Source organism: Mycobacterium rhizamassiliense, from assembly GCF_900157375.1.
Lineage (GTDB): Bacteria > Actinomycetota > Actinomycetes > Mycobacteriales > Mycobacteriaceae > Mycobacterium > Mycobacterium rhizamassiliense.
This window is the reverse complement of sequence record NZ_LT721901.1, coordinates 838,507-859,976: the sequence shown is the minus strand read 5'-3', so window position 1 is coordinate 859,976 and position 21,470 is coordinate 838,507. Positions and strand designations below refer to the sequence as shown.

General features: G+C 67.8%; 26 protein-coding genes. 15 read left to right on the top strand and 11 right to left on the bottom strand.

Features of this window, described 5'->3' with window-relative positions:
• The first annotated feature begins 3 nt into the window (after positions 1–3).
• From mshA to regX, 5 genes are all read left to right on the top strand, one after another.
• The gene (gene mshA / locus MRAB57_RS04290; RefSeq protein WP_083743298.1) at positions 4–1,344 is read left to right on the top strand and encodes a D-inositol-3-phosphate glycosyltransferase; all 1,341 of its coding nucleotides are present in this window, start codon (positions 4–6) and stop codon (positions 1,342–1,344) included.
• A gap of 49 nt (positions 1,345–1,393) precedes the next feature.
• On the top strand, positions 1,394–1,930 hold the full coding sequence (locus MRAB57_RS04285) for a type III secretion system chaperone family protein (RefSeq protein ID WP_077086451.1): 537 nt from the start codon (positions 1,394–1,396) through the stop codon (positions 1,928–1,930).
• A 13-nt stretch (positions 1,931–1,943) separates the two neighbouring features.
• Positions 1,944–2,693, top strand: coding sequence for a phosphoglyceromutase (locus MRAB57_RS04280; RefSeq protein ID WP_077090383.1), 750 nt, complete (start codon positions 1,944–1,946; stop codon positions 2,691–2,693).
• Between the two features lie 174 nt (positions 2,694–2,867).
• Positions 2,868–4,097, top strand: a complete 1,230-nt coding sequence (locus MRAB57_RS04275; RefSeq protein ID WP_108637879.1) for a sensor histidine kinase — start codon at positions 2,868–2,870, stop codon at positions 4,095–4,097.
• Complete coding sequence (regX, locus tag MRAB57_RS04270; protein ID WP_077086450.1) at positions 4,094–4,777, top strand: two-component sensory transduction protein RegX; 684 nt, start codon at positions 4,094–4,096, stop codon at positions 4,775–4,777. Before MRAB57_RS04275 ends, regX begins: the two co-directional genes overlap by 4 nt.
• A gap of 48 nt (positions 4,778–4,825) precedes the next feature.
• Here regX and MRAB57_RS04265 read toward each other — a convergent pair whose 3' ends face one another.
• From MRAB57_RS04265 to MRAB57_RS04255, 3 genes are read right to left on the bottom strand one after another with little or no spacing between them, the layout of a single operon-like run.
• Entirely contained in the window at positions 4,826–5,740 is a 915-nt protein-coding gene (locus tag MRAB57_RS04265; protein WP_077086449.1) for a hypothetical protein, read from the bottom strand.
• Positions 5,741–5,749: 9 nt separating this feature from the next.
• Positions 5,750–6,247 (bottom strand): NUDIX hydrolase, encoded by a 498-nt coding sequence (locus MRAB57_RS04260; RefSeq protein ID WP_077086448.1) that lies wholly within the window; start codon positions 6,245–6,247, stop codon positions 5,750–5,752.
• 3 nt (positions 6,248–6,250) lie between these two features.
• The gene (locus tag MRAB57_RS04255) at positions 6,251–7,036 is read right to left on the bottom strand and encodes a DUF3109 family protein (protein ID WP_077086447.1); all 786 of its coding nucleotides are present in this window, start codon (positions 7,034–7,036) and stop codon (positions 6,251–6,253) included.
• A 127-nt stretch (positions 7,037–7,163) separates the two neighbouring features.
• Here MRAB57_RS04255 and MRAB57_RS04250 point away from each other — a divergent pair, with 127 nt between their 5' ends.
• The 9 genes from MRAB57_RS04250 (at position 7,164) to MRAB57_RS04210 (ending at position 14,865) form a co-directional block, all read left to right on the top strand.
• Complete coding sequence (locus tag MRAB57_RS04250) at positions 7,164–8,180, top strand: Ppx/GppA family phosphatase (RefSeq protein WP_077086446.1); 1,017 nt, start codon at positions 7,164–7,166, stop codon at positions 8,178–8,180.
• Positions 8,177–9,283: a hypothetical protein gene (locus tag MRAB57_RS04245; RefSeq protein ID WP_077086445.1), complete on the top strand. Its 1,107-nt coding sequence runs from the start codon at positions 8,177–8,179 to the stop codon at positions 9,281–9,283. Before MRAB57_RS04250 ends, MRAB57_RS04245 begins: the two co-directional genes overlap by 4 nt.
• Before the next feature lie 16 nt (positions 9,284–9,299).
• Entirely contained in the window at positions 9,300–10,142 is an 843-nt protein-coding gene (locus tag MRAB57_RS04240; RefSeq protein ID WP_077086444.1) for a sugar phosphate isomerase/epimerase family protein, read from the top strand.
• Between the two features lie 25 nt (positions 10,143–10,167).
• A complete protein-coding gene (locus MRAB57_RS04235; RefSeq protein WP_077086443.1) occupies positions 10,168–10,989 on the top strand; it encodes a thioesterase family protein in 822 nt (273 codons plus the stop codon).
• Between the two features lie 47 nt (positions 10,990–11,036).
• Positions 11,037–11,912 (top strand): pyrroline-5-carboxylate reductase, encoded by an 876-nt coding sequence (proC, locus tag MRAB57_RS04230; RefSeq protein ID WP_173813894.1) that lies wholly within the window; start codon positions 11,037–11,039, stop codon positions 11,910–11,912.
• A gap of 140 nt (positions 11,913–12,052) precedes the next feature.
• Complete coding sequence (locus MRAB57_RS04225) at positions 12,053–12,304, top strand: cell division/environmental response transcriptional regulator (RefSeq protein WP_077086441.1); 252 nt, start codon at positions 12,053–12,055, stop codon at positions 12,302–12,304.
• A gap of 175 nt (positions 12,305–12,479) precedes the next feature.
• Positions 12,480–12,581, top strand: a complete 102-nt coding sequence (locus tag MRAB57_RS04220; protein ID WP_003402602.1) for a 30S ribosomal protein bS22 — start codon at positions 12,480–12,482, stop codon at positions 12,579–12,581.
• 137 nt (positions 12,582–12,718) lie between these two features.
• Complete coding sequence (locus MRAB57_RS04215; RefSeq protein WP_425436804.1) at positions 12,719–13,792, top strand: SDR family oxidoreductase; 1,074 nt, start codon at positions 12,719–12,721, stop codon at positions 13,790–13,792.
• The gene (locus MRAB57_RS04210) at positions 13,774–14,865 is read left to right on the top strand and encodes a lysophospholipid acyltransferase family protein (protein WP_108637878.1); all 1,092 of its coding nucleotides are present in this window, start codon (positions 13,774–13,776) and stop codon (positions 14,863–14,865) included. Before MRAB57_RS04215 ends, MRAB57_RS04210 begins: the two co-directional genes overlap by 19 nt.
• A gap of 67 nt (positions 14,866–14,932) precedes the next feature.
• Here MRAB57_RS04210 and MRAB57_RS04205 read toward each other — a convergent pair whose 3' ends face one another.
• From MRAB57_RS04205 to MRAB57_RS04170, 8 genes are all read right to left on the bottom strand, one after another.
• Positions 14,933–15,862: a cyclopropane mycolic acid synthase family methyltransferase gene (locus MRAB57_RS04205; protein ID WP_077086439.1), complete on the bottom strand. Its 930-nt coding sequence runs from the start codon at positions 15,860–15,862 to the stop codon at positions 14,933–14,935.
• A gap of 10 nt (positions 15,863–15,872) precedes the next feature.
• Entirely contained in the window at positions 15,873–16,388 is a 516-nt protein-coding gene (locus MRAB57_RS04200; protein WP_077086438.1) for an FAS1-like dehydratase domain-containing protein, read from the bottom strand.
• A gap of 43 nt (positions 16,389–16,431) precedes the next feature.
• Positions 16,432–17,349, bottom strand: a complete 918-nt coding sequence (locus MRAB57_RS04195) for an HAD family hydrolase (protein ID WP_077086437.1) — start codon at positions 17,347–17,349, stop codon at positions 16,432–16,434.
• Between the two features lie 304 nt (positions 17,350–17,653).
• A complete protein-coding gene (locus tag MRAB57_RS04190) occupies positions 17,654–18,091 on the bottom strand; it encodes a hypothetical protein (RefSeq protein WP_077086436.1) in 438 nt (145 codons plus the stop codon).
• On the bottom strand, positions 18,088–19,818 hold the full coding sequence (locus tag MRAB57_RS04185; protein ID WP_157900555.1) for a hypothetical protein: 1,731 nt from the start codon (positions 19,816–19,818) through the stop codon (positions 18,088–18,090). Before MRAB57_RS04185 ends, MRAB57_RS04190 begins: the two co-directional genes overlap by 4 nt.
• 101 nt (positions 19,819–19,919) lie before the next feature.
• The gene (locus tag MRAB57_RS04180; protein WP_077086434.1) at positions 19,920–20,495 is read right to left on the bottom strand and encodes a hypothetical protein; all 576 of its coding nucleotides are present in this window, start codon (positions 20,493–20,495) and stop codon (positions 19,920–19,922) included.
• A 4-nt stretch (positions 20,496–20,499) separates the two neighbouring features.
• On the bottom strand, positions 20,500–20,790 hold the full coding sequence (locus MRAB57_RS04175) for a WXG100 family type VII secretion target (RefSeq protein WP_077086433.1): 291 nt from the start codon (positions 20,788–20,790) through the stop codon (positions 20,500–20,502).
• The gene (locus tag MRAB57_RS04170; RefSeq protein ID WP_077086432.1) at positions 20,783–21,094 is read right to left on the bottom strand and encodes a WXG100 family type VII secretion target; all 312 of its coding nucleotides are present in this window, start codon (positions 21,092–21,094) and stop codon (positions 20,783–20,785) included. The genes MRAB57_RS04175 and MRAB57_RS04170 overlap by 8 nt, the downstream gene beginning before the upstream one ends.
• Before the next feature lie 70 nt (positions 21,095–21,164).
• On the opposite strand from MRAB57_RS04170, the gene MRAB57_RS04165 reads away from it, so the two are divergent.
• The gene (locus MRAB57_RS04165; protein WP_077086431.1) at positions 21,165–21,422 is read left to right on the top strand and encodes a glutaredoxin family protein; all 258 of its coding nucleotides are present in this window, start codon (positions 21,165–21,167) and stop codon (positions 21,420–21,422) included.
• Positions 21,423–21,470 lie beyond the last annotated feature (48 nt).

Sequence of the window (21,470 nt, the reverse complement as noted above, 5' to 3'; positions counted from 1 at the left end):
AAGATGACAGGTGTGCGGCACGACGACGTCCTTCAGCTGAACGACCCGCGCCGGGTGGCGTTGCTGGCCGTGCACACCTCGCCACTGGCCCAGCCGGGCACCGGCGACGCCGGCGGCATGAACGTCTACGTGCTGCAGAGCGCGCTGCATCTGGCCCGGCGGGGCATCGAGGTCGAGATCTTCACGCGGGCCACCGCGTCGACGGATCCGCCGGTCCAGCGGGTCGCCCCCGGTGTGCTGGTGCGCAACGTGGTGGCGGGGCCGTTCGAGGGGCTGGACAAATACGACCTGCCCACCCAGCTGTGCGCGTTCGCCGCCGGCGTGCTGCGCGCCGAGGCGTCGCACGAGCCGGGCTACTACGACATCGTGCACTCGCACTACTGGCTTTCCGGGCAGGTCGGCTGGCTGGCCCGCGACCGCTGGGCGGTGCCGCTGGTGCATACCGCGCACACGCTCGCCGCGGTGAAGAACGCCGCCCTGGCCGAGGGCGACGCACCCGAGCCGCCGCTGCGCACCGTCGGCGAGCAGCAGGTAGTCGACGAGGCCGACCGGCTGATCGTCAACACCGATGATGAAGCCAGACAACTGGTTTCACTGCATCACGCCGATCCGGCGAAGATCGACGTGGTCCATCCCGGCGTCGACCTCGAGGTGTTCCACCCGGGCGATCGCGCCGCCGCCCGGGCCGCGATCGGGCTGGCGCCCGACGAAGACATCGTGGCGTTCGTGGGTCGGATCCAGCCGCTGAAGGCGCCCGACATCGTGCTGCGCGCCGCCGCGAAGCTGCCCGGGGTGCGCATCCTGGTGGCGGGCGGGCCGTCGGGCAGCGGCCTGGCTTCCCCCGACGGGCTGCTGCGCCTGGCCGAGGAACTCGGCATCGCCGAGCGGGTGACGTTCCTGCCGCCGCAGTCCCGGGAGAATCTGGCCACCGTGTTCCAGGCCGCCAATCTGATTGCGGTGCCGAGCTACTCGGAGTCCTTCGGGTTGGTTGCCCTGGAGGCGCAGGCCTGTGGGACACCGGCGGTGGCCGCCGCGGTCGGCGGCCTGCCGGTTGCGGTGCGTGACGGGGTGACCGGGACGCTGGTGCCCGGGCACGACGTCGGCGACTGGGCGCACGCGCTCGATGCGATGCTGCACATGGACGCCGGCTCGCAGGCGGCGATGAGCCGCGCGGCGGCCGCCCACGCCGCGACCTTCTCGTGGGAGAACACCACCGACGCGCTGCTGGCCAGCTACCGCCGGGCGATCGGCGATTTCACCGCCGGACGCCAGCCCCGGGTTCGCGATCGGGTCGCGGCGCGCAAGCCGCGCCGCTGGGCATCGCGCCGCGGGGTGGGCGCATGACCTGCGCCGGCGACGATGCAGAGCGAAGCGATGAGGAGGAGCGGCGCTCATGACTGAGGCCGTGCAGCAGTTGATCGAGCGCGCCCTGCAGGACAGCGACCTGACCTACTCGAAACACGAAGGCGCACATGGCGGTTTGGCCGGCCTGGTGGTCGAGCTGCCCGGCGAGCGCAAGCTCAAGACCAACACCATCCTGACCATCGGCGAGCACTCCGTACGTGTCGAGGCTTTCGTGTGCCGCAAGCCCGACGAGAACCACCAGGGCGTCTACCGCTTCCTGCTCAAGCGCAACCGCCGGCTCTACGGCGTCGCGTACACGCTGGACAAGGTCGGCGACATCTATCTGGTGGGCCGGATGTCGCTGGCCTCGGTGGACGCCGACGAGATCGACCGGGTGCTCGGGCAGGTGCTCGAGGCGGTGGACTCGGACTTTAATACGTTGCTGGAGTTGGGTTTTCGCTCGTCGATCCAGAAGGAGTGGGAGTGGCGGGTGTCGCGCGGTGAGTCGCTGAAGAACCTCGAGGCCTTCGCCCACCTGATCGACGAAGACGACGATGCAGCCGCTGAGGACTCCGGTGGTGCGTGAGAGACTTGCCGGCATGGGTGACACTTCCACGCTGGTACTGCTTCGCCACGGCGAAAGCGAATGGAACTCGCTGAACCTGTTCACCGGCTGGGTCGACGTCGGGCTCACCGACAAGGGCCGGACCGAGGCGGTGCGCAGCGGCGAACTGCTGGCCGAGCAGAACCTGTTGCCCGACGTGCTCTACACCTCGCTGTTGCGGCGCGCGATCAGCACGGCGCACCTGGCGCTGGACACCGCCGACCGGCTGTGGATCCCGGTGCATCGCAGCTGGCGGCTCAACGAACGCCATTACGGGGCGCTGCAGGGCCTGGACAAGGCCGAGACCAAGGCCAAGTACGGCGAAGAGCAGTTCATGACCTGGCGGCGCAGCTACGACACGCCGCCACCGCCGATCGAGAAGGGCAGCGAGTTCAGCCAGGACGCCGACCCGCGCTACGTCGACATCGGCGGCGGGCCGCTGACCGAATGCCTGGCCGACGTCGTGGCGCGGTTCCTGCCGTATTTCACCGACGTGATCGTCCCGGACCTGCGGTTCGGCAAGACGGTGCTGATCGTCGCGCACGGCAACTCGCTGCGCGCCCTGGTCAAGCACCTCGATCAGCTGTCCGACGAGGAGGTCGTCGGCCTGAACATCCCGACCGGCATTCCGCTGCGCTACGACCTGGACGCCGATTTGCGGCCGCTGGTGGCGGGCGGGACGTATCTGGACCCGGACGCCGCCGCCGCGGGCGCCGCAGCGGTAGCCAGCCAGGGATCGCGGTAGCTTGCTGGCGCTTCGCCCCAGCAGGGCGTCGGCGCGCCGGCAGGGAGCTTTAAAGCCCGATTCGCCAAACATCGAGTGAACGGCGGCCGAACACCTGTAGCTCAAGTTGTGACTTGTCCAATTTTGGCCTCGTTCCGCTAGGGCTGCGTTAACCAAATTTGTAGGATTCGGTACGTGACCGTGTTCTCGGCGCTGTTGCTGGCCGGGGTGTTGTGCGTGCTGGCGCTGGTCGTGGGTATAGCGGCCGGCGCTCGGTTGTCGCCGCGGGTGGCGCGACGCCGCCAACGCGTTGCTGCCGAGTCGACCGGGATCACCGTCGCTCAGATGCTGCAGCGCATCGTCGCGCTGATGCCGATGGGTGCCGCGGTGGTCGATACGCACCGCGACGTCGTGTACCTCAACGACCGGGCCGGGGAGCTGGGCCTGGTGCGCGATCGCCAACTCGACGACCAGGCGTGGCTGGCCGCGCAGCACGCGCTGGCGGGCAACGACGCCGAGTTCGACCTGCAGCCGGCCAAGCGCGCGAACGGCGGCCGGTCGGGAATCTCGGTGCACGGGCAGGCACGGCTGCTCAGCGAGGAAGACCGCCGCTTCGCCGTCGTGTTCGTGCACGACCAGTCCGACCATGCCCGGATGGAGGCGACCCGGCGCGACTTCGTGGCCAACGTCAGCCACGAGCTCAAGACGCCGGTCGGCGCGATGGCGCTGCTCGCCGAGGCCCTGCTGGCCTCCGCGGACGACTCCGAAACGGTGCGCCGCTTCGCCGAAAAGGTGCTGATCGAGGCGAACCGGCTGGGCGACATGGTCGCCGAGCTGATCGAGCTGTCCCGGCTGCAGGGCGCCGAGCGGCTGCCCACGGTGATCGATGTCGACGTCGATTCCGTTGTCTCCGAGGCAATTTCACGGCATAAGGTGGCCGCCGAGAACGCGAATATCGAGGTTCGCACCGACGTGCCCAGCGGCCTGCGGGTGCTGGGCGACCAGACGCTGTTGGTCACCGCGCTGGCGAACCTGGTTTCCAACGCCATCGCCTACTCGACCCCGGGTTCGCCGGTGTCGATCAGCCGTCGCCGCCGCGGCGACAACATCGAGATCGCCGTCACCGACCGCGGCATCGGGATCGCGCTCGAAGACCAGGAGCGTGTCTTCGAGCGGTTCTTCCGCGGGGACAAGGCCCGTTCGCGGGCCACCGGCGGCAGCGGCCTGGGGCTGGCGATCGTCAAACACGTTGCCGCCAACCACAACGGCACGATCGGCGTCTGGAGCAAGCCGGGCACCGGATCCACCTTTACCTTGTCGATCCCGGCGTATCAGGACACCGACGGCGACGAGGAACCCGAGCAACCCCTGGGCCGCGAAGTGCGGCCCAACCGCTCACAACGAGAGGAAGAACTAAGTAGATGACCAGTGTGCTGATCGTGGAAGACGAGGAGTCGCTTGCCGATCCGCTGGCCTTTCTCCTCCGCAAGGAAGGCTTCGAAGCCACGGTGGTGACCGACGGATCGGCGGCGCTCGCCGAGTTCGATCGTGCCGGCGCCGACATTGTGCTGCTCGACCTGATGCTGCCCGGCATGTCGGGCACGGACGTGTGCAAGCAGCTGCGGGCCCGCTCCGGCGTGCCGGTCATCATGGTGACCGCTCGCGACAGCGAGATCGACAAGGTCGTCGGTCTGGAGTTGGGCGCCGATGACTATGTGACCAAGCCGTATTCGGCGCGTGAGTTGATCGCCCGCATCCGCGCGGTGCTGCGTCGCGGTGGCGACGACGACTCCGAAATCAGCGACGGCGTCCTCGAGTCGGGGCCGGTGCGGATGGACGTCGAGCGGCACGTGGTCTCGGTCAACGGTGACGCAATTACACTGCCGCTCAAGGAATTCGACTTGCTCGAGTACCTGATGCGCAACAGCGGCCGGGTGCTCACGCGTGGCCAGTTGATCGACCGGGTGTGGGGTGCCGACTACGTCGGCGACACCAAGACGCTCGACGTGCACGTCAAGCGCCTGCGGTCCAAGATCGAGGCCGACCCCGCCAACCCGGTGCACCTGGTGACGGTTCGCGGGCTGGGCTACAAGCTCGAGGGCTAGCTTCGGCATCGCGGCGACGCGCGTGCGTCGTCTGGGGCGTGCCGGCGACTAGCGCAGGCCGACCTCGGCGTGGCCGGTGCCCAGCACCGACCACCGCCGGTCGTCGATCTCGACGTGAATGTCGGCCCGCTCGGTGTTGGTGCACACCACCTTGGCGCCGTCGGGATCGGTGTATTCCAGCCGCACGCACCTGTCGGCGGGCTGGTCGACCCGGACGGTCACCGCCCGGCCCATGATGCGCCCCGCCAGCCGCCAGCCCGGCAGGCCGAGCGTCGCCCGCACCCGCAGCGCCGGCAAAAAGCTTGCGGGCCAATCTTTTCCGTCGATCCGGAAGCGAACGAAGGCCAGCGGCGCAAGCCGGCGCAGCGCCGGCTTGCGTGACACCGCGACGACCGCCTCGAGGACGTCGCCGTCGCCGAGGTCGGCGTGGATCCAGCCCCAGCGTTCGGCGTTGCCGTGCCCGTAGATGTGGGCAATGCCGCCGCGCCAGCCCTCGATGCGGCGGGTGTGGTCGTCGACGGCCAGCGACCCGGCGAAGTCGGCGGTCGGGGCGACCACCACCTGCGCGGCAGGCAACAGCTCGCGCTCCCACGCCACCCGGGGAAACGTCCACAGCGGCGCACCGGCGTCCGCCCAGGACAGGTCCCACGCCAGCGATCCGGCCCGCCCCGCCAGCCCGTCGGAGCCGATCCGGATGCCGCCGGCGTCGAACCAGGCCCCACCCGTAGCGGGTTGGGCGGGGCCTGGTTCGAACCGCTCGGTGCGCGGCGGGCCATCGGGCGGAAACCAGCTGGCCCAGCCGTGCGCGTAGGCGGCGCCGCCGTCGGTCGGGGCGACCGTCTCGCCGTGAATCCACAGGCCGGCGCGCGTCGACGGATCCGACAGCGTGGCATACCAGACTTCGAGGCGACCGGCCTTGCCCCGCCAGCGCGGGACGGCGGCCGATCGCAGTTCGGCGTCCATCGCTGAAGGCTAGCCGGGTGGATCGACCGGCAACTCGCCGCTTGTCTCGAAGACGGTGCGGACTTCGTCGGTGGCGCTCAACGCGATCCGCCGGCGCATGTCCGCCGTCATCGGCGGCAGCTCGTCGAGGTCGAACCAGGCCGCCTCGGTGCTCTCGTCGTCGGCGGGGTAGGGATCACCGGCCAACCACTCCATCCGGAACACGTGATCGAGGTACTGGGCCTGATCCCCGTTGGGGTACATCCGCGGCCCCGTCACGTGCACCCACGCGAGCCGGGTGGGCCGCACGGTGACCCCGGTCTCCTCGAGCACCTCGCGGACGGCGCCGTCGGCCGGGTTCTCGCCGGGGTCCAGGATTCCGGTGACCGCGGTCCAGGCGCCGTTGTCGGATCGCTTGACCAGCAACACTTTTCCGTCGCGGATCGTCACGGCGCTGATGCCGGACAGCCACAGCGGCGCATGCCCGACCGCGCGGCGCAGCTCGGCGATGAAATCGGGGATCGGCATCGCCTACTCGGCGATGCGGGTCGCCGGGTGGATCGCGATGAGCCCCAGCTTGCTGCGGCGCTTGCACATCGCGGCCAGCTCCGAGTAGGCCTTGGCGCCGAGCAACTCGGTGAGTTCGTCGGCCAGGCTTTCCCACACCTGCTTGGCGCCGACATGGGCGGCCGGATCCCCGGTGCAATACCAATGCAGATCGGAACCGCCGGAGCCCCAGCCGCGGCGGTCGTATTCGGTGACCCAGGTCTTCAGGATTTCGGTGCCGTCGGGCCGCGTCACCCACTCCTGGCTGCGCCGGATCGGCAATTGCCAGCACACCTCGGGCTTCATCGTCAGCGGCGCCACCCCGAGCTTGAGGGCCTTGCTGTGCAGCGCGCAGCCGGGGCCGCTGGGGAAGCCGGGCCGGTTCAAGAAGATGCACGCACCCTTGTATTTGCGGGTGCGGTACTGGGCCTGGCCCTCGTGTTCGTCGAGTTCCAGAAAGCCCTTGCGGCCCAAGCCCTTTTCGCGGAATTGCCAGTCGGCGTCGGTCAGTGTCGTTACCGCGTCGTCGAGCTTCGCTCGGTCGTCGTCGTCGGACAGGAACGCGCCGTGCGAGCAGCATCCGTCGTCCGGGCGGCCCTCCACCGTCCCGCGGCAGGCCGGCGTGCCGAAGACGCACGTCCAGCGCGACAGCAACCAGGTGAGGTCGGCCGCGATGAGGTGCTCGGGATTGTCCGGGTCGTAGAACTCCACCCATTCGCGGGCGAAATCCAATTCGACCTCCTGCCCCGGTTCAAGGTGTGAATTCGCCACGGATGCAACGTTAGACCACAATTCCCGCTGTTCGCCCCGCAGACACCCAGGTCCGCCAACTTGTGAATTGCCACGCTTTCGCGCGGGGCGCAACACGGTTCGCATCCCCGCACGATAGGTTTTTTGCGTGCGATTGGGAGTGCTCGACGTGGGGAGCAACACGGTACATCTGCTGGTGGTCGATGCCCACCGCGGCGGACACCCGACCCCGATGAGTTCGACGAAGGCCACGCTGCGGCTGGCGGAGTCCATCGACAACTCGGGCAAACTGACCAAGCGCGGCGCCGAGAAGCTGATCTCCACCATCGACGAGTTCGCCAAGATCGCCGACAGCTCCGGCTGCGAAGAGCTGATGGCCTTCGCGACCTCCGCGGTCCGGGACGCCGAAAACTCCGACGACGTGCTGTCCCGGGTCCGCAAGGAAACCGGAGTGGCGTTGCAGGTGCTGACTGGGGTGGCCGAATCGCGGCTGACGTTCCTCGCCGTGCGCCGGTGGTATGGCTGGAGTGCGGGACGCATCATCAACCTCGACATCGGCGGCGGCTCGCTGGAGCTGTCCAGCGGCGTCGACGAGGAACCGGAGGTGGCGCTGTCGCTGCCGCTGGGCGCCGGGCGGTTGACCCGCGAATGGCTGCCCGAGGACCCGCCGGGCCGGCGCCGGGTGGCGATGCTGCGGGACTGGCTGGACGCCGAACTGGCCGACGCCAGCGCCGAGGTGCTCGAGGCCGGCAGCCCCGAGTTGGCGGTCGCGACGTCGAAGACGTTCCGCTCGCTGGCGCGGCTCACCGGTGCGGCGCCGTCGGCCGCGGGACCACGGGTGAAGCGCACGCTGACCGCCAACGGCCTCAGGCAACTCATATCTTTCATCTCTAGGATGACGACCGCTGACCGGGCAGAACTGGAAGGAGTGAGCGCCGAGCGAGCACCACAGATCGTGGCGGGGGCTCTGGTAGCAGAGGCGAGTATGCGTGCACTGTCGATAGAAACGGTTGATATCTGCCCGTGGGCATTACGGGAAGGTCTCATCTTGCGCAAACTCGACAGCGAAGCCGACGGAACTGCCCTCGTTGACGCTTCGGTGCGCGATGCTAGAGGGCAGGCAGGTGATCGGAACTCGCACCGATCGAAAGGCGAGAAAGCATGACCGGACCGCAGCCCGAGTCCGAAGGCACCGGAACCCGGCCGATCTCGGTGGCCGAACTACTGGCCAGGAACGGGACCATCGGCGCCCCGGCGGTTTCCCGGCGGCGCCGCCGGCGGCGCGGTGACGCCGACGCCGTCACCGTCGCAGAGCTGACCGGCGAGCTGCCGATCATCCGTGACGACGAGCACGACGCGACCGAGCACGCGACCGAGCAGGCCGCCGCTAACGGCTCCGTCGACGTCGCCGAGCCCGCGGCGCCCGCGGCGCCCGCCGCCGACGACGCGGTGTCCGAGGACGCCGCCGAAGAGCAGCCCAAGCCCGCCTACTGGTCGGAGCCCGAGCCGCGCTGGCCCGCGTCGCCGCCGCAGCCGAACCGCGCGGGGCGCTGGCCCGCGTCGCCGCCGCAGCCGAACCGCGCGGGCCCCGAACTCAGCCCCTACCCGCGGCCCCCGCGCCACCCGGAGCCCGCCAAGGCGCCCGCCGCGGATCGCGCCGGCCAGCCGGGGTCGCAGTCCGACGCGGAAACGATGAGCCCGGACCCGCTGGACCAGTACGCCGACATGCCGGTCGACGTGATGGACTCCGAGGTCCGCGAGGCCGAACTCGAGACCGAGGACTCCGCCTACGTCCGGTCCTACCTGCAGTCGTCGGATTCGGCGTCGGCCTCGGATTCGACCCTGTTCGGCGGCGGCCAGACCCTGGCCGACGAGGTCGCCCGGCGGCGCAGCGACGAGCGTGCCGCCGCGGGTGCGGACGCACCGGCCGACGAGGCCGCCGTCGAGCGCCAGGGCGAGCGCGGCGCACTGGCCGCGGATACCCAGCCGGCACCCGGCAAATTCGAGTCGCTGTGGCGCGGCAGCCTGATCGTGTTGCAGTCGATCCTGGCCGTCGCCTTCGGCGCCGGGCTCTTCATCGCCTTCGACCAGCTGTGGCGATGGAACAGCCTGGTGGCCCTGGTGCTGTCGGTGTTGGTCATCCTCGGCCTGGTAGCCGGCGTGCGGGTGGTCCGCAAGACCGAGGACATCGCCAGCACGCTGATCGCGGTCGCGGTCGGGGCGCTGATCACCCTGGGGCCGCTGGTCCTGTCGTTGCAATCGGGCTAGGCGTCACCCGCAGACTGTGCGTCCAGCAATCAAAGTCGGCCTATCCACGGCATCGGTCTATCCGTTGCGCGCCGAGGCCGCGTTCGAATACGCGGCCCGGCTCGGCTACGACGGCGTCGAGCTGATGGTGTGGAGCGAGTCGGTCAGCCAGGACATCGAGGCGGTCAAGAAGCTGTCGCGCCGCTACCGCGTCCCGGTGCTCTCGGTGCATGCCCCCTGCCTGCTGATCTCGCAGCGGGTGTGGGGCTCCAACCCCATTCCCAAGCTGGAACGCAGCGTGCGGGCCGCCGAGGAGCTGGGCGCGCAGACCGTCGTCGTGCACCCGCCGTTCCGTTGGCAGCGGCGCTACGCCGACGGATTCAGCGAGCAGGTCACGTCGCTGGAGGCCTCCAGCGACGTGCTGGTCGCCGTGGAGAACATGTTCCCGTTCCGGACCGATCGTTTTTTCGGCGCCGACCAGTCGCGGGAACGGATGCGCAGGCGCGGCGGCGGTCCGGGGGCGGGGATCTCGGCGTTCGCCCCGTCCTACGACCCGCTGGACGGCGACCACGCCCACTACACGCTGGACCTGTCGCACACCTCGACGGCCGGCACCGACGCGCTGGACATGGCCAGGCGGATGGGCGCGGGCCTGGTGCACCTGCACCTGTGCGACGGCAGTGGCCTGCCCGCCGACGAACACCTGGTGCCCGGGCGCGGCACCGAGCCCACCGCCGAGGTGTGCCAGATGCTGGCCGGCGGCCACTTCGCGGGCCATGTGATCCTCGAGGTGTCCACGTCGAGCGCGCGTTCGGCCAGTCACCGCGAAGCCATGCTCGCCGAGGCGCTGCAGTTCGCCCGCACGCACCTGCTGCGCTGAGCTTCCCGAGATCCATCAGGAGACCATGACCGCGTTATTCACCACCGCAATGACCCTGCGGGAGGCCGGGCCCGGCGTCTACGACGGCGAACTCAACAAGCACTGGACGATCGGTCCCAAGGTGCACGGCGGCGCCATGATGGCGCTGTGCGCCAACGCCGCCCGGCACGCCTGCGTCGAGGCCGGGCACGAACCGGTGGCGGTCTCGGCGAGCTTCCTGTGGGCGCCCGACCCGGGGCCGATGCAGCTGCTGACCTCGATCCGCAAGCGCGGCAGGCGGATCAGCGTGGTCGACGTCGAGCTGGTGCAGGACGGCCGCACGGCGGTGCACGCCGTCATCAACCTCGGCGAGCCTGAGCACTTTGCGTCCGCCGACACTGCACCGCTGCTGTCGGCGAATCCGGTGGTGGACCTGATGGCGCCGGAACCGCCCGACGACGTCGAGCCGATCGGGCCGGGCCACCCGCTGGCCGGCCTGGTGCACCTGGGCGAGGGCTGCGAAATACGGCCGCTGCTGTCCACGATGCGGCCCGGGACCGACCAGCGGCCGCCGATGCTGCAGATGTGGGCGCGACCCCGCGACGTGGCTCCTGACCCGCTCTTTGCCCTCATGTGCGGCGACGTGTCGGCCCCGGTGACCTTCGCCGTGGAGCGCACGGGCTGGGCCCCCACGATCCAGATGACGGCCTTCCTGCGGGCCCGGCCCGCCGACGGCTGGTTGCGCGTGGTCTGCACCTGCCTGGAGATCGGGCACGACTGGTTCGACGAGGACCACATCGTCGTCGACAGCCTGGGCCGGCTGGTCGCGCAATCGCGCCAATTGGCGATGGTGCCCGCCGAGCGGTAGAGCCCCGGTAGCCGCGATCGGGCCGGTTGTCTGCGATGCTTTCCGGCATGGCAAGAATCGCGATCATCGGTGGTGGCAGCATCGGCGAAGGATTGCTGTCGGGACTGCTGCGGGCCGGGCACCAGGTCAAGGACCTGGTGGTGGCCGAACGCGTACCCGAGCGTGCGAAGTACCTCGCCGACACCTACGAGGTGCTGGTCACGTCATTGACCGAGGCCGTGGACAACGCCGCCGTCATCGTCGTCGCGGTGAAGCCGGGCGACGTCGATGCGGTGATGGGGGAGCTGGTCAAGGTCGCGGCCGAGGCCACGGGCGACAGCGCCGAGCAGGTGTTCGTCACCGTCGCCGCCGGCATCACGATCTCCTACTTCGAGTCCAAGCTGCCCGCGGGCACGCCGGTGATCCGGGCGATGCCCAACGCGGCGATGCTGGTGGGTGCCGGGGTGACGGCGCTGGCCAAGGGCCGCTTCGCCAGTGCTGAGCAGCTCGACGACGCCGCGGCGCTGTTCGGCGCGGTTGGCGGCGTGCTGACCGTTCCCGAGTCCCAGATGGACGCGGTGACCGCGCTGTCGGGCTCGGGGCCGGCGTACTTCTTCCTGCTGGTCGAGGCCCTGGTGGACGCCGGCGTGGCGGCCGGGCTGAGCCGGGAGGTGGCGACCAGCCTGACCGCGCAGACCCTGGCCGGGTCGGCGGCGATGCTGCTGGACCGAATGGACCAGGCGCTGCAGCCGGCCGAGGGTGAGGCGGCGGGGGCGCGGCCGGACGCCGCCGCGGCCCAGCTGCGGGCGACGGTGACCTCGCCGGGCGGTACCACCGCGGCTGCGCTGCGGGAACTCGAGCGAGGCGGATTTCGCGCGGCCGTCGACGCCGCCGTTCAGGCCGCCAAAAGCCGCTCTGAGCAGCTAAGAATTACATCCGGATAATTTAAAGATTTCAAAATGATTGTCCCCCACCAGTACCAGTAACCCCACTAGTCCCGCTATTCTCCATTCTGTATGCACGTGTGGGTGCCGGCGGAGGGGAAGCCGCTGGCATTGCGCGGGCCTGACACGATTGGGTTGCGATGACGTCTACGAACGGGCCATCGGCGCGAGATTCCGCAGGTAAGCCGCGGGATTCTCTCGATAGCCAGCAGGCGAGAACACAATTTCTCACTGTCGCCGAAGTGGCGGCCCTCATGCGGGTCTCCAAGATGACGGTCTACCGCTTGGTGCACAACGGCGAGCTGCCAGCGGTGCGGGTCGGACGGTCCTTCCGGGTTCACGCGAAGGCCGTCCACGACATGCTCGAGACGTCGTACTTCGACGCCGGCTGAATCGAAACATCGCGCGACGTCACCCTGGGCGCGCGTCAGTGACCGACGATCGGTGCTGACCCGCGCGCAGGGGGAGTCGGCGACTGCCGGTTGGTATTTCGTGCGAGCCGCCGGGTAAAGTGGCCAGGTCCTTAGGTAAATCTTGAGACCAGTCACGGGTTAGATAGCGGAGTTCATGGGTTCAGTAATCAAGAAGCGGCGCAAGCGTATGTCGAAGAAGAAGCACCGCAAACTGCTGCGTCGCACTCGAGTGCAGCGCAGAAAACTCGGCAAGTAAGCCCCACTCCGCGTACCTCCCGGACTCGCCGCGCGGCGCGCTGCTGTCACGCCGCCGTGGGCCGCGGCCGTTAGGCTGTTCGCGTGGATGCTTCGAGCGGGGATGGCGCCGGAACCGGCGAGACCGCCGGCGACACCATGCACTATCCCAAGGTGGTGTTGGTGACGGGGGCGTGCCGGTTTCTCGGCGGCTACCTGACCGCCCGGTTGGCGCAGAACCCGTTGATCAACACGGTGATCGCGGTGGACGCCATTGCCCCGAGCAAGGACATGCTGCGCCGGATGGGCCGCGCCGAGTTTGTGCGCGCCGACATCCGAAACCCGTTCATCGCCAAGGTGATTCGCAACGGCGACGTCGACACGGTGGTGCATGCAGCCGCGGCGTCCTACGCCCCCCGTTCCGGTGGGACCGCGGCGTTGAAGGAACTCAACGTGATGGGCGCGATGCAGTTGTTCGCGGCCTGCCAGAAGGCGCCCTCGGTGCGCCGCGTCGTGCTGAAGTCGACCTCTGAGGTCTACGGGTCGAGCGCACACGACCCGGTGATGTTCACCGAAGACAGCACCAGCCGCCGGCCCATCCGCGGCGGCTTCGCCAAGGACAGCCTCGACATCGAGGGCTATGCGCGGGGGCTGGGCCGGCGCCGGCCCGATATCGCGGTGAGCATCCTGCGGCTGGCGAACATGATCGGGCCCGCGATGGACACCACGCTGTCGCGGTACCTGGCCGGGCCGGTGGTCCCGACGATGTTCGGCCGGGACGCCCGATTGCAGCTGCTGCACGAGCAGGATGCGCTGGGCGCGCTGGAGCGCGCCGCCATGGCCGGCAAGGCCGGAACGTTCAACATCGGCGCCGACGGCATCATGATGCTGTCGCAGGCGATCCGCCGGGCGGGCCGAATTCCGTTGCCAGTACCGGGTTTTGGGGTCTGGGCCCTGGATTCACTGAGACGGGCTAACCGTTATACCGAGATCAATCGCGACCAGTTCAATTACTTGAGTTTCGGCCGCGTCATGGACACCGCGCGGATGCGTTCCGAGCTCGATTACCAGCCGAAATGGCCGACCGCCGAGGCCTTCGATGACTACGTGCGTGGCCGCAGCCTAACTCCCATAATCGACCCACATCGGGTACGCTCCTTGGAGGGTCGCGCCATAGCCTTAGCGCAGCGCTGGGGAAGCCGAAATCCAATTCCATGGGGTGGGGTCAGGTAGATATCGTGGCGGGTGAAAACAGAGCGAATGTCATTCCCCTGCACAGCAATAGGGGTCGCGTCGCAGCCCGCCGGAGAGCCGATCAACGTGCTGATGCTGCGCGTCAGCATCCGTCCTTACTTTCCGATCCGCACGGCCGTGCATCGGCTGAGCAGATCGCGGCCGTCGTCCGCGAGATCGACGAGCACCGGCGTGTCGCGGGTTCGGCTTCGCCAACCGAGGGGCCACTCAACGAGCGTGCCCAGCAAGTCGCGGCAGTCGCCGAGTTTCTCCGGAAGCGGCTGACCGGTGACTACACCGTCGACGAGTTCGGCTTCGACCCGCACTTCAACAACGCCATCGTCCGACCCCTGCTGAGGTTCTTCTTCAAGTCGTGGTTCCGCGTTGAAGTCAGCGGCATCGAGAACCTGCCGACCGAGGGCGCCGCGCTTCTGGTGGCCAATCACGCCGGGGTGTTGCCGTTCGACGGCTTGATGCTGTCGGTGGCCGTGCACGACGAGCACCCCGCGCAGCGCGACATGCGACTGCTGGCGGCCGACATGGTGTTCGACCTGCCGCTGGTCGGCGAGGCGGCCCGCAAGGCGGGGCACACCATGGCCTGCACCACCGACGCGCATCGGTTGCTGGCCGCCGGCGAGCTCACCGCGGTGTTCCCCGAGGGCTACAAGGGCCTGGGCAAGCGCTTCGAGGACCGCTACCGGTTGCAGCGGTTCGGCCGCGGCGGCTTCGTGACGGCGGCCCTGCGGACCAAGGCGCCGATCATCCCCTGCTCGATCATCGGCTCCGAAGAGATCTATCCGATGCTCACCGACGTCAAACTGCTGGCGCGGCTGTTCGGCCTGCCCTATTTCCCGATCACGCCGCTGTTCCCGCTGGCCGGGCCGGCGGGCCTGCTGCCGCTGCCGTCCAAGTGGCACATCGCCTTTGGCGAGCCGATCCACACCAGCGACTACGGCGCTTCCGACGCCGAAGACCCGATGGTCACCTTCGAGCTGACCGACCAGGTGCGCGAGACGATCCAGCAGACGCTCTACCGGTTGCTCGCCGGGCGCCGCAACGTCTTCCTGGGCTGAGTCTTTCGATTGCAGACAGACAAGCGCCCCGGCGCCAATGGCACCGGGGCGCTCGTGCGTGCAAGCGTTACTTGACCAGTGTGAACTGGCAGACGTTGGTGTAGCCGTCGCGGAACAGGTCCGAGCACCCACGCAAGTACTTCAGGTAGATGTCGTAGGTCTCCTGGCCCTTCAGGGCGATCGCCTCGTCCTTGTGCGCCTCGAGGGCGTCGCCCCAGGCCGTCAACGTCGGGACGTAGTTCTTCCCGATGAAGTGGTGGCGATCGATCTTGAAGCCCGCGTCGGTCGAGTACTTGTCGACCAGGTCGACCTGAGGCAACTTCCCGCCGGGGTAGATCTCCTTCAGGATGAAGCTGATGAACCGCAGCAGGGTCATGTTGATCTTCAGGCCCATTGCCTTGCCCTGCTCGGCGGTGGGCACCACGATGCTGTGCAGCAGCATCCGGCCGTCGTCGGGCAGCAGGTCGTAGTACTTCTTGAAGAACGTGGCGTAACGCTCGTATCCGGCGTCACCGGCGCCGTCGGCGAAGTGCTCGAAGGCGCCCAGCGACACGATGCGGTCGATCGGTTCGTCGCCGGGGAATTCCTCCCAGCCCTGAATCCGCACCTCTTTGCGGCGCGGGCTGTCCATCTTGTCGAACTCGGCCACGCAGTGGGCGTACTGGTTCTCGCTGAGCGTCAGGCCGATGACGTTGACGTCGTACTCGGCCACCGCGTGGCGCATCGTCGAGCCCCAGCCGCTGCCGATGTCCAGCACCGTCATGCCAGGCTCGAGGTTGAGTTTGTCCAGAGCGAGCTTGCGCTTGGCAAACTGCGCCTCTTCGAGTGTCTTGGTCAGGTTCTGCGGGTCGGGATTCTCGTCGAAGTAACCGCAGCTGTATGTCATCGACGGGTCAAGCCAGAGCTTGAAGAACTCGTTCGACTTGTCGTAGTGGGACCGGACCGCTTGGACTGGTGGCTTTAGTTTGGTGCCACCCGTTTCCCCCTGTGAAGTCATTGGCTTGACCCTACTTTCGCGCAGAAATGGATGCAACGGCGGCGACGGTTTCTTCAGCGCGCGCGTCTGGATGTGAGGCTTCACCGAGCATCGTGACGATGCTGGTGACTACCGGGTTCCCCTCGGCGTCGGTGATCTCGCTGCGGATCTCAACGATGGCGGCGCCATGGGACTCCGTCACCGAGTCTAGATAGGTGTCAAAGTACAACTTGTCGTGGGCCACGATCGGCCGGTGGAAGGTGAATTTCTGGTCGCGATGCAGCACCCGGGCGAGGTTGATCGGGATGTCGAACTTGGTGAAGATCTCCAGCTGCACGCGCCGGCCGGCGAACGCCAGGAAAGTCAGCGGGGCCACCAACGTGGGGTATCCCGCGTCGGCCGCGTCGCTGTCGCTGAAGTGCATCGGGTGGTCGTCTTTGACGGCCTGTGCGAACTCCCGGATCTTTTCGCGTCCGACCTCGAAGTAATCCGGCGCTCGGTAGTGGCTGCCGATGAGCGCCTGGGCGCCTTCTGGAACTACTGACATGTCGGTGTGCTTCCCCTCGACTGTGTGCTAGCGGCGCAGCTTATCAGCGTGATTGGCGCTTCGACGCCAGCGCTGCAAGCGCACCGCCCGCCGCGCCCAGCGCCAGGGCCGACGGCACGCCGATCCGGGCCGCCTTGCGGGCGGTCCGGAAGTCGCGGATTTCCCAGCCCCGTTCGCGGGCCAGCGCACGCAGGCGCGCGTCGGGATTGATGGCGACGGCGGTGCCCACCAGCGACAGCATCGGGACGTCGTTGTAGCTGTCGGAGTAGGCGGTGCAGCGTTTGAGGTTGAGCCCCTCGCGGATGGCCAACGAGCGCACCGCGTGCGCCTTACCGGGGCCGTGCAGGATGTCGCCGACGAGTTGGCCGGTGAACGTGCCGTCGACCGACTCGGCGACGGTGCCCAAGGCCCCGGTCAGGCCGAGCCGGCGGGCGATGGTCGCCGCGAGTTCGTACGGCGTCGCGGTGATCAGCCACACCTGCTGGCCGGCATCGAGGTGCATCTGGGTGAGTTCGCGGGTGCCGGCCCAAATCTTGTCGGCGATGATCTCGTCGTAGATCTCCTCGCCGAGGGCGACCAGTTGCTCGACCGAGCGGCCCTCGATGAACGCGAGCGCCTTGCGTCGGCCGGCGGCGACGTCGTTGCTGTTCTCCTTGCCGAGCAGCTGAAACTTGGCCTGGGCGTAGATGAATCCGACGACGTCGCGATAGGTGAAGTAGTCGCGAGCGGCCAGCCCGCGTCCGAAGTGCACGGCCGAGGAACCCTGCACCAGGGTGTTGTCCACGTCGAAGAACGCGGCGGCGGTCAGATCGATCGGGGGTTGCGGGCCTTCGCCCGCGGCAGTCTCCGCCTGCAGGCCTTCGAGGGCGCGGGCGGCGCTGGCGTTGGCCGCTACGGATTCCAGCTCGACGCGACTGGTGGGTTCTGCGCTGCTCGTCTCATCCGACTCAGAGGAAGTCATCGCAAACCTCCTAGATCGCAGTGCCGTCCGGTGGCCGAAGGGGTGTTCGCGCGGCCGATATCAACCCTATCCGGCAGGTGTTGAGGCGAGCTTGACGGCTCTGGGCCTAGCCTCGCCAGCGCGCCACGGCGCTCGATGTTGGTTGGCGGTGGCATCGTTGGCACGGTTGCTCGGCGAGCATCGCCGGCCGCGAAGGCACATGCCGCACTACGTCTGTTTGTTGGGCCCGTTCGATCCTGATGTCGTGTGATTTGACTCTCTTCGCCTGGTTCAGATTCGAACATAGATGCAGTCAGCAATGACGTTAAGAAAGCCCCTGTTGCTCTCGCCATTGCGTCCAGTACCGGTCCGCATTGGAGCGTCGTAGTGATCTCAGCGTCTCACATATGGTCTCGAGCTGGGAGCCATCTGAAAACAATTCTTCAACGCGTTCACCGTTCGTCCGAACCCAGGTGATTTCATCCGCTGCGGAAGAATATTCGATCTCGCCTTGGCCAGATAAGTACTGTTTGATGAGAGATACGGTGAACCAGTTGTCTGGTGTTGCGAGCGCAGTGGGCGCTACACCAAGCAGGATCTGACCCTTGTCATTGACCAGATCCCAACTAAGTGTCGGCCCGGTGATCGACAGTGACGCATTGTTTGATGCCACACCGGTCGTCTTCGAATCCGTAATGCGATAGCGGGGGTCCAGGTATAAGACATCAAAATATTCCAAAAAGTACTCTAAGAGTGTTTTCATTTTCCACTTCCTCCACCGCGTGGAATCCATGTGGTGTCGTTCATCTGGTGATATCCATGCAATTCCAGATACCTGATTTCAGCCGCCGTAAATGTGTTTGGTTCCACCATATCGAATGGCACGGACAGGGTGACAGTGTCACCGTTCGCGATGGCCATGTCGAGTACATGCTGATTTGCAGCGAGTCGTTCGGTGGGGGTCGCTGCATTCCATGCGTCACCGATATCGAAGTAACTGGCTCCGTGTTGCAGCGCGACCTCGATGTAGGACTGGCCCCTAAGAGGGCTAAACGGCCCGAGTACCGTCTCGCCGCTTCCAGTCAGGTGCTGTTCGGATAGTGCCAGGAGCTTGTCTGACAAGTGCTCCAGCGGGTTGGTCAGAGTGAATTCGGGTCGGCCTGGATCGGCGTCGACGGGGGCGGGGTCATTGGCGTCGGCTGGCGGCTGACCATCGCCGGGTTGGTGTGACGTGTCGTCAGGGGGGTGCGGTGGTTCATGCGGCGGCGTGCTGTCGGGAGGACGCGGCGGTTCATGCGGCGTGCCGCCGTCGCCCGGACCAGACGGCGTCTTGTCGGTGGGGTGAGGCGGTTCGTGTGGGCCGGGCTCCCCGCCATGCGGTATCCCCGTCCCAGGCGTCTCGCCCGGAAGGCCGCCCGACGGCGCCGTGGGCAGTGACGGCGGCTCGGGCAAATGCGGGGCAGCTGCCGCGGGCGCGGAAGCTGCGGGGGCTGGCACCCGCGCTGGGACGGCCTCGTGCGGATGCGGTGCGGGCGGGTGCTCGGCCGGTGCCGACATCGGAGGCCTGGCCGATTCTGGCGGAGCCCCAACGGGTTTCGGCTCCCCGGTGTGGGGCGTCGTGCCAGCCTGCGGCCTGGATTCGACCGGGCCATGCGGCACCGGCCCCTCACCTGGCCCCGGCTTGGGTGGCGGGGTGGGCGCGGGGCGGCCCGGCTCCGGCGATGTGGGGCCAGGCTCTGGCGGCTTCGGACCCGTGGGAGGCGGAGCGTCAGCCGGCGGTTTCGGTTCGACCGGTGGCTTCGCGGCGGGCGGATCGACCTTGGGTATGGGCAACTCCCGCGGCTTCTTCAAGCCCTTGATCACATCGGCGAGCGCGCGGGCTTTTGTAGGCAGCTTGGACAGCGGGCCGCCGGGCAGGGCCAACGTGGCGAGGTCGAAAGCGGACGCGCCGGCGGCCCCGACCGGATCGGTCTTCCACTGCTCCCAATGCGAGACTTCCTTACCCAGCGCCTCCCACGAATCGAACACCGACGGTGAATTATCCGGGCCCAGGCCGACGAGCGGCGCGGCTCCCTCGACCATCCCTTCCATATCTCTCGCGTAGCCGATCGGGTCGATCAGCAGGCGAAATTGGGAGATCTTCCAGAGCCCGACGACGGTGTTGGCGCCCTCGGTCCAGAAGTTCTTGTTGAAGTGGCCGATTTGATTGATGACCCGGCCCACGTCGGTGGTGTGCAGGAACTGATCCCACTGCTTCGCGGCGTAGTCACCCATCGTGGTGAGGATCGTTTCCGCCTCGGAGAGGACCGACGAGATCCCGCGGCCCAGGGCTTCGACCTCGGACTTGAACTGATCGACCACCGTGCGGATGTCGTCGGCGATCATCTTGATCTCGTCTTCGTCTTCGTCGGTCAGGAATTCCCAGACCTCTTTGATTCCGGTCAGGGGGTCGCAGATGCGGGCCAGCAGATCCAGGATCGCGGCGTGCACCTTGTCGACCTTGGCCGCATAACTGGTGAGCTGGGCCGCGACCTTTTGGCACTGCTGCACGATCCCGGTGGTGCTGGTATAGGCCGCAGTGAAGGCATGGTCTATGGCTGGGCCTTCTGGAATCTGTTGGGCGCGAATGGCTCCCATCGGGCGCCCGTCCCCATGATCTCGGCGAGCCCGAACTGCGTGCCAGCCGCGGTCCATGCGGCGGCCGCGGCGCGTAACTTCCCGGAATCCGCTGTCGGCCAAATCATTCCGATGTACGGGGCGACCCAACCCCAGCCCGCCGGCGCCCCAATGCCGGAGCCGACCGACGATGGTACCGACACCGACGACATGGGACCCGGCACGGCGGGTGTGGAAAGTGCGCCGTCGTGACCGGAAACGTTGGAGTGTGCTTCGGCGAGCGAGTAGTTGAGCGCCGACATCCGAACGCCAAAGCCGACACCGCACAATCCATTTCGGGTGGCGAGCATGGCCTGCACGAGCTTGGCCGCTGAATTGTCGTAGGTGTGGCCGACCTCGATGCCGGCGGGATCGTCGCCGGCCATCCCGGAACATCCCGACAGCGTGGCGATCAGTGTGGAGATGACCGAGCCCAAACCCTCGCCGGCCGTGACCACTTCGGAGCCCGCTTTGTCGAGGGCCGCAGGGTCGACAACCAGCGGCGGCGCCATCAGCTCACGACCACATGCTCATGTTCTTGGCCATGGCGCCGGTGTAGTTGGCGTGCGCGGTGTGGGCGATGGCGCGCAATTGACCCAGCGCCTCACGCATCATCGCCTCGCCGTGGGCCCAGTGTCGGTGCGCTTCGGCGTGGGCCGTCGCGCCCTCACCCGTCCACGTCATGTGCAAATTGCTTACCATGGAGTCGATTTCGGAGATCATGCTCTCGGCGTAGCGCTGGAAGTCCGCTATCCGCTGTACCGCTTCGGCCAGCGCGTCGGGATTGACCTCGAATGCCTCAGCCACCGTGCACCTGCCGCATCGTCTGCGCGGAGCCTGCATCGTTTTGCTGATATGCCTTGTCGGCCTGCGCGACCGACTTGGCCAGCATCGACAAGCCCAGCTCGACCTCGGCGGCGCCGCGGTGCCACAGTTCCCACGCGGAGCCGTAGGCGTCGCCGGCCCCGCCGCGCCAGCCGCCGAGCATCTCGCCGACCTGGCCGTCGAGTTCGGAGAGGCGATTGCGCAGCGACTCGGCCGCGCCGGTCAGGCCCTGCGCGAACCCCTGCATCACCTGGGGATCGACGCGCAGGTTGTCGGCGGCGGCCATAGCCGAAACGTAGCGATTGCCGGTACCGCCCACAATTCACCCTGGGCCACCGCCACTGCACACTGGTCACATGAGCCGGCCCCAGGTGCAGCTGCTTACCCGCGACGGCTGCACGATCTGCGCGGGGGTGTACGCGCGGCTGGCCGAGCTGGCCGGTGAGCTGGATTTCGACCTGTCGACCACCGACGTCGACGCCGCCGCGCGGGCGGGCGACTCGGGGCTGCGGGCCGAGTTCGGCGATCGCCTGCCGGTGGTCCTGCTGGACGGCCGCGAGCACAGTTACTGGGAGCTCGACGAGCCGCGGCTGCGCGCCGACCTGGCGCGATAGCGCCGCGGGCCCCGGGCGGGGTGGCCGTGGACTCAATATTTGGTAGCC

Bases quoted from the DNA above. Each gene is read 5' to 3' on its own strand.
- MRAB57_RS04165 (WP_077086431.1), top strand. From the start codon at position 21,165: ATGAGCCGGCCCCAGGTGCAGCTGCTTACCCGCGACGGCTGCACGATC.
- regX (WP_077086450.1), top strand. From the start codon at position 4,094: ATGACCAGTGTGCTGATCGTGGAAGACGAGGAGTCGCTTGCCGATCCG.
- MRAB57_RS04265 (WP_077086449.1), bottom strand. From the start codon at position 5,740: ATGGACGCCGAACTGCGATCGGCCGCCGTCCCGCGCTGGCGGGGCAAG.
- MRAB57_RS04195 (WP_077086437.1), bottom strand. From the start codon at position 17,349: ATGACTTCCTCTGAGTCGGATGAGACGAGCAGCGCAGAACCCACCAGT.
- proC (WP_173813894.1), top strand. From the start codon at position 11,037: ATGGCAAGAATCGCGATCATCGGTGGTGGCAGCATCGGCGAAGGATTG.
- mshA (WP_083743298.1), top strand. From the start codon at position 4: ATGACAGGTGTGCGGCACGACGACGTCCTTCAGCTGAACGACCCGCGC.
- MRAB57_RS04215 (WP_425436804.1), top strand. From the start codon at position 12,719: ATGCACTATCCCAAGGTGGTGTTGGTGACGGGGGCGTGCCGGTTTCTC.
- MRAB57_RS04170 (WP_077086432.1), bottom strand. From the start codon at position 21,094: ATGGCCGCCGCCGACAACCTGCGCGTCGATCCCCAGGTGATGCAGGGG.
- MRAB57_RS04210 (WP_108637878.1), top strand. From the start codon at position 13,774: ATGGGGTGGGGTCAGGTAGATATCGTGGCGGGTGAAAACAGAGCGAAT.
- MRAB57_RS04205 (WP_077086439.1), bottom strand. From the start codon at position 15,862: ATGACTTCACAGGGGGAAACGGGTGGCACCAAACTAAAGCCACCAGTC.
- MRAB57_RS04225 (WP_077086441.1), top strand. From the start codon at position 12,053: ATGACGTCTACGAACGGGCCATCGGCGCGAGATTCCGCAGGTAAGCCG.
- MRAB57_RS04220 (WP_003402602.1), top strand. From the start codon at position 12,480: ATGGGTTCAGTAATCAAGAAGCGGCGCAAGCGTATGTCGAAGAAGAAG.
- MRAB57_RS04200 (WP_077086438.1), bottom strand. From the start codon at position 16,388: ATGTCAGTAGTTCCAGAAGGCGCCCAGGCGCTCATCGGCAGCCACTAC.
- MRAB57_RS04260 (WP_077086448.1), bottom strand. From the start codon at position 6,247: ATGCCGATCCCCGATTTCATCGCCGAGCTGCGCCGCGCGGTCGGGCAT.
- MRAB57_RS04285 (WP_077086451.1), top strand. From the start codon at position 1,394: ATGACTGAGGCCGTGCAGCAGTTGATCGAGCGCGCCCTGCAGGACAGC.
- MRAB57_RS04190 (WP_077086436.1), bottom strand. From the start codon at position 18,091: ATGAAAACACTCTTAGAGTACTTTTTGGAATATTTTGATGTCTTATAC.
- MRAB57_RS04280 (WP_077090383.1), top strand. From the start codon at position 1,944: ATGGGTGACACTTCCACGCTGGTACTGCTTCGCCACGGCGAAAGCGAA.
- MRAB57_RS04245 (WP_077086445.1), top strand. From the start codon at position 8,177: ATGACCGGACCGCAGCCCGAGTCCGAAGGCACCGGAACCCGGCCGATC.
- MRAB57_RS04180 (WP_077086434.1), bottom strand. From the start codon at position 20,495: ATGGCGCCGCCGCTGGTTGTCGACCCTGCGGCCCTCGACAAAGCGGGC.
- MRAB57_RS04235 (WP_077086443.1), top strand. From the start codon at position 10,168: ATGACCGCGTTATTCACCACCGCAATGACCCTGCGGGAGGCCGGGCCC.